Genomic DNA, 5,270 nt, shown 5'->3' with positions numbered 1-5,270 from the left:
CGTGATCGGAACACCCGCTCGCATCACCGCCCGGCGCGACGCGCGCCCGACCCGCTACTTGCGGGGGATCGCCGCAGCCCGGAAGCTCTTCCCTCGTCGCGCGGCCTGACGCCGCCGGAAACGGCACGCCTGGCCGCGAAAGAAGGCGTCACCGACACACGGATACCCTTCCGGCAAAGGCTCGCAGCGAGCGCATTCCAGAACCGGGGTTCGAGGGCGACGCAATGAGTGGCCATGCGGTAACACTCTGGGGCGAGCGACTTCGCAGTGGACGGCCCAAGTGCGGCTGGGGCCGAGAAACGAGAAAGGGCCGCCCCGGATTCCCTTCCTGGACGACCCTTTTGGGGCTTCCCTGCCCCGGGGCACAAGCTAGCAGAACCCGCCTGAATTTCCAGTCACATCGCCACCAATTCCATGAACGGTCGCTTTTGCATCATGAACGGTCGTTTTGAATGGAATTTTTTCGGATCCACAAGGAACACCACCTGCACCGTTTCGGGTGCTAGCCTGATCATCGAGATGAAATCTGGAATCCGGGACACCCACTTTGAATGCCGTTCTCGACCAGAGGCGGCAGCACTGCCCAGGCCCTCGAATAGGCGTCGACTCGGGCAGGGGCTTCGCGGCGGAGGCCGGGCGCAGAAGGATGGCGGGTCGTTGCGGCGGCCGGGCGCAAAGGTTCGCCTCCCTGGCCGCGGCGAGCACACCGCCTGTCAGTCGCGAAACAGCTGATCGGCGGGCGCTGGGCGGCCCAGCAGGAAACCCTGGCCGATGGCGCAGCCCTCGCGCAGCAGGAAGGCGCGCTGTGGTTCTTCCTCGACACCCTCGGCGATCAGGTCCAGTTCCAGGGCATCGGCCAGCGCGATGATGGCGCGGATGATGGATTCGTTGTGGCGGGAGCGGCCGATATCGCGCACCAGGGACTGGTCGACCTTGACCCGGTGCAGCGGCAGGCGGCGCAGGTGCGCGAGGTTGGAGTAGCCAGAGCCGAAGTCGTCCATGGCCAGGCGCACGCCCAGGCCGTCCAGGCGACGCAGGATGGCCAGCGCTCGCTCCGGGTCCTCCATGATCATGGTCTCGGTCAGCTCGACTTCCAGGCGCTCGGGCGCGATGCCGTGGCGTTCCAGGCTCTCGCGCACCGTCACGACCAGCTGCTCGTCGTGGAGCTCGCGGGCCGAGAGATTCACGGCGATCATCGGAACGGTCTGGCCCGCCGCGTCCCAAGCTGCGAGTTGACGACAAGCGGCCTCGAGCACCCAGCGGTCGATCGACACGATCAGCCCGGTCTCCTCCGCCAGGGGAATGAACTCCGCCGGAGGCACCATGCCCCGGCGCGGGTGGTTCCAGCGCACCAGGCTTTCCACCCCCACACACGCGCCACTGGCCAGGTCGAACTGCGGCTGAAAGTGGAGCACGAATTCGTTGTTGGCGATGGCCTGGCGCAGGTCGTTCTCGAGGAACAACCGGTGCTCGGTGAGCGTGCCCATCTCCGGCGCGTAGGCACACCAGTTATCGCCACCCTGTTTGCGGGCCTCCTGCATGGCCAGTTCGGCCGCGGTCAGCAGCTCGTCACGGGTCTGGCCATCCCCCGGGAAACGCGCCAAGCCGGCGCTGACCGTAAGCACCAGCGTCCGACCCGCCGTATGGAAAGGAGCGCGCAGGCTGTCCAGAAGCCCCTGCATGAAGGCATCGGCACCCTGGTCGCCCGGATCCTCGATGATCAGACAGAACTCGTCGGCGCCGATGCGGGCGATGGTGTCCTGCGGCGAGAGTGTCTGGCCCAGCCGTTGTGCGATGCCCTGCAGCACGGCATCCCCGGCAGCCGTGCCCAGGGTTTCGTTCACGTTGCGGAAGCGATCGAGGTCCATCAACACGACCCAGCGCGCCTCGCCATCCGCCATGGCACGTTCCACCGCATGCCCCAGGCGGTCCTGCAGCAGAGTCCGGTTGGGCAGCCCCGTACGGGCGTCGAAGTGGGAAACCTTTCGCAGTTGCTCTTTCTGCTCGACGCTGTCCGTCAAATCCGTCCAACTACCGACGATCTCCTGCTCACCCCGGCCGCTGCGGCCCGGCACCAGCCGCATCTCGTCGCGCACGTGGCGCAGCTTGCCCCAGCCGTCGAAGATCCGGAACTCGCGGACGACCGCCCCGTCTTCCAGCAGGCGCTGGTTTTCGCGCATGGCGCCCGGGAGATCTTCCGGATGCAGCTGCTGTTCCCACCAGCCGGGGCGCATCGCGGCGACGGGGTCGATGCCGAACAGACGCTCCAGGTTGGGGCTGACCCACTGGGGATGGAAATCCACGGCGGAAAGCTGATAGATGACCGTCGGCCCGCTGTCGAGCACATGTTCCAGCCGCTGGCTGGCTGCCCCCAGCTCCCGCGTACGCAGGTGCACCTGCCAGCGCAACGCCAGGCCCATCACCGCCAGCAGCAGGACCAGCGCCAGCGCGGCAAGCAGCGTCCAGATCGCCCAGCCCGGCAACCCGGGCGCGTCCTCCGCGAGCAGGGTGGCCGCGAGGGCCTCCTGGTAGGGCGAATCCGCCAGTGGCTTCCATTGTTCGAGATAGGCGTCGATGACCGCCAGACGCTCCTCGTGCGCCCCGGGCGTCGCCGCGTAGTACAGCCCCGCCAGACCAAAGGTGACCGGCGTCTCGACCAGCCCGTAGGCCCGGGCGTGCTGACGCCCGTAAAAATTGTTGCTGACGGCCGCCGATGTCTCGCCTTCCCGTACCGCGCCAAGCACCGCTGGCAGACGGCTGTAGGTCCGCACCTCGTAGTCCAGCTCCCGGTTGCGGCTCCGTTGCTCACGCAGATGGCTCTCCTGCACGGAGCCTTCCAGCACCGCGATCCGCCGCGCGCCGAGTGCCTCCAGGCTGCTGACGCCGGACTGCGGGAACGCATACACCTGGCTCCAACCCTGCACCACCGGGACCTGATGAAACTCGAGGAATTCCTCGCGCACCTCGGTCAGGGCCACATCGGGCATCAGATCCAGCCGGCCCTCGCGCAGGTCCAACAGGCACTGGGCCCATTCGCACGGGACGTACTCGATCTCCCAGTGCTCGCGCCGGGCGATGGCATTCAGCAGGCGCACGAACAGGCCGCCGGCCTCCCCATGCTCGTCCACACTGACTTTCGGCGGGTTGTCGTACACCCCCACGCGCAGCTCCGCCTCGGCGGCCGCGGCGGGGGTGGCCCAGGCCAGGAACAGCCCGAAGAGAAGCGCGAGAGCCGGGGCCCGGCCCGTAGACAGACTCCGTACAGGGCTCGACCGGGAGTGCCTCGCTCTGGGCGACTGGGGTCCTTCCGCTGGGCGCACCGCGCTCTCTCTACTAGACCGACCCCCGCATAGTGCCATGCCCGCCCCGACCATGCGGGGCGCACAGCCCATCCAGCGCCGGGCGAGCCCGTACACAAACCCGACCCGGGACACGGCCACCGCCGTCTGGTTTCCCACCGTCATACCCTCTCCAGGGGCACGCGGAACGCTGGCAGACGGGTCATGCGCAAGCGAGGGCGTCGTCGGACAGGACGCGGTCACGCCCCGCCTCCTTGGCGCGGTACATCATGTCGTCCGCACGCCCCAGCACATCGTCCAGGGTGTCCTGCGGGTCGAAGGTGGTGACCCCAAACGACGCCGTCACCGGCACTTCGGCGATGGGTTCCCGGGCGATCGCCTGCCGGCAGCGCTCCGCCAGTTCCAGCCCCCCTTCGCGTCCGACGTGCGGCGCCACGATCAGGAATTCCTCGCCACCCCATCGAGCGACCAGATCCGGCTTGCGGACCGACGCCCGGAGGATCGCCGCGACACCCGCGATCACGGCATCTCCGGTGGCATGACCATGGGTATCGTTCACCGACTTGAAATGATCGATATCCAGACCGATCACGGTAACCGGAACCCCATCGTGCCGAACCGAAGCGGCATGCTGCTCGAGCACTGCCTCCGCTGCTCGCCGATTGGCCAGCCCGGTCAGGGGGTCGGTACGCGCGGCCTGTTCCAGCGCCTCGCTGCGCACCAGCGCATCCTTTACGGTGTCGCGCATGGAGGTCGCGACACTGGCCAGCCCCAGCAAGACCGCCAGAAACAGATGGATGCGCAGCAGATACACGGCCGCCTCGCGCGACAACGCGCCTTGCTGCCACTCGCCCGCGATACCGGACACGGCGATCAGGGTGGCGACCACGAGGATGGCCAGCCCGGCCCGAAGGCCCCGGCGGTGTTCGAGCATCACGAAGGCGGCCAGGATGACAATGCCCACCGCCCAGTAGTGCCCGCCCGCCAGGACCAGCAGGTGCGCGTCCAGCGGGCCACCGGCATGAAAATGCCAGGCCAGACGGCTGAGGATCATGGCCGCCACCAGGCCCAGCATCCACGGTTCGAGACGCGACAAGGGGCCGGGAGCGCGCCACACGGCCACGAACAGCGCCACCAGCATCAGCGCGAACAGGGGATACAGGTAGGCCAGGAAGGCATCCCCCGGCGTGCGGATCATCCAGCTGAGCAGGAAGATCGCGACCCCGGCCGCCAACGCGACGAGATAGACAAACCGCTTGCGCGCCCGTAGCCGTTGTCCATCTACCTGTGCGCGGCCGGTTATCTCTTTCTGCATGCCACCTTCCCGATTCTGCTCCTGCACCAGGGCCCGTCATCGACGCCCGGAACAGGTCCTTGAGCACCCGTGCCCGAGCATGCCGAGTTGCCGGCCCGGGAGCAATGGGCGCCAACGCAAAAGGCCGCCCAGGGGCGGCCTTTTGCAGATACTGCATGATGGAGGCTGGGGTCGGAATCGAACCGGCGTACACGGATTTGCAGTCCGCTGCATAACCACTCTGCCACCCAGCCTGTATCGGGTGGATTCCGGCCCGGCAAGACGCCTTGCAGCGCCAGGGGCCGAAACAGAAAACCCCGGCGGAACCGGGGTTTCAGGAATCTGTTGGAGCGGGAAACGAGATTCGAACTCGCGACCCCAACCTTGGCAAGGTTGTGCTCTACCAGCTGAGCTATTCCCGCTCTTCGTTAACGGCGCGTATTCTACCGCAGATTCGGGTCAGGTCAATACCCACGGTAGCCAACCGCTTCCGCACCGTGCACCGCCCGGTCGAACACCACCACCTGGTTGCGCCCGGCGTTCTTGGCCACGTACATCGCCGCATCGGCGGCCCGCGACAGGGCCGGGCCATCCGCCGCATCCAGCGGGAACAGGGCAATCCCGATGCTGCAGGAGATATGCACCTCGATCCCGTCGCAGTCGAATGGCGCGGCCAG

General features: G+C 67.3%; 3 protein-coding genes and 2 tRNA genes. All 5 read right to left on the bottom strand.

Annotated features, from left to right (window positions below; all coding sequences use genetic code 11):
* Positions 1-713: 713 nt before the first annotated feature.
* A complete protein-coding gene (locus ACESLR_RS11450; protein ID WP_373026164.1) occupies positions 714-3,161 on the bottom strand; it encodes an EAL domain-containing protein in 2,448 nt (815 codons plus the stop codon).
* A gap of 340 nt (positions 3,162-3,501) precedes the next feature.
* Positions 3,502-4,614, bottom strand: a complete 1,113-nt coding sequence (locus tag ACESLR_RS11445; protein ID WP_373026165.1) for a sensor domain-containing diguanylate cyclase — start codon at positions 4,612-4,614, stop codon at positions 3,502-3,504.
* A 159-nt stretch (positions 4,615-4,773) separates the two neighbouring features.
* Positions 4,774-4,847, bottom strand: a tRNA-Cys gene (locus tag ACESLR_RS11440).
* A gap of 92 nt (positions 4,848-4,939) precedes the next feature.
* Positions 4,940-5,015: transfer RNA gene (locus ACESLR_RS11435), tRNA-Gly, on the bottom strand.
* A 42-nt stretch (positions 5,016-5,057) separates the two neighbouring features.
* The coding region (locus ACESLR_RS11430) for a diguanylate cyclase domain-containing protein (RefSeq protein WP_373067477.1) at positions 5,058-5,270 on the bottom strand (213 nt) is incomplete at its 5' end.

It is taken from the genome of Thioalkalivibrio sp. (genome assembly GCF_041685615.1).
Taxonomy (GTDB): domain Bacteria; phylum Pseudomonadota; class Gammaproteobacteria; order Ectothiorhodospirales; family Ectothiorhodospiraceae; genus Thioalkalivibrio.
Note: the sequence above shows the minus strand (reverse complement) of the source record. Positions and strands in the feature narration are given on the sequence as shown.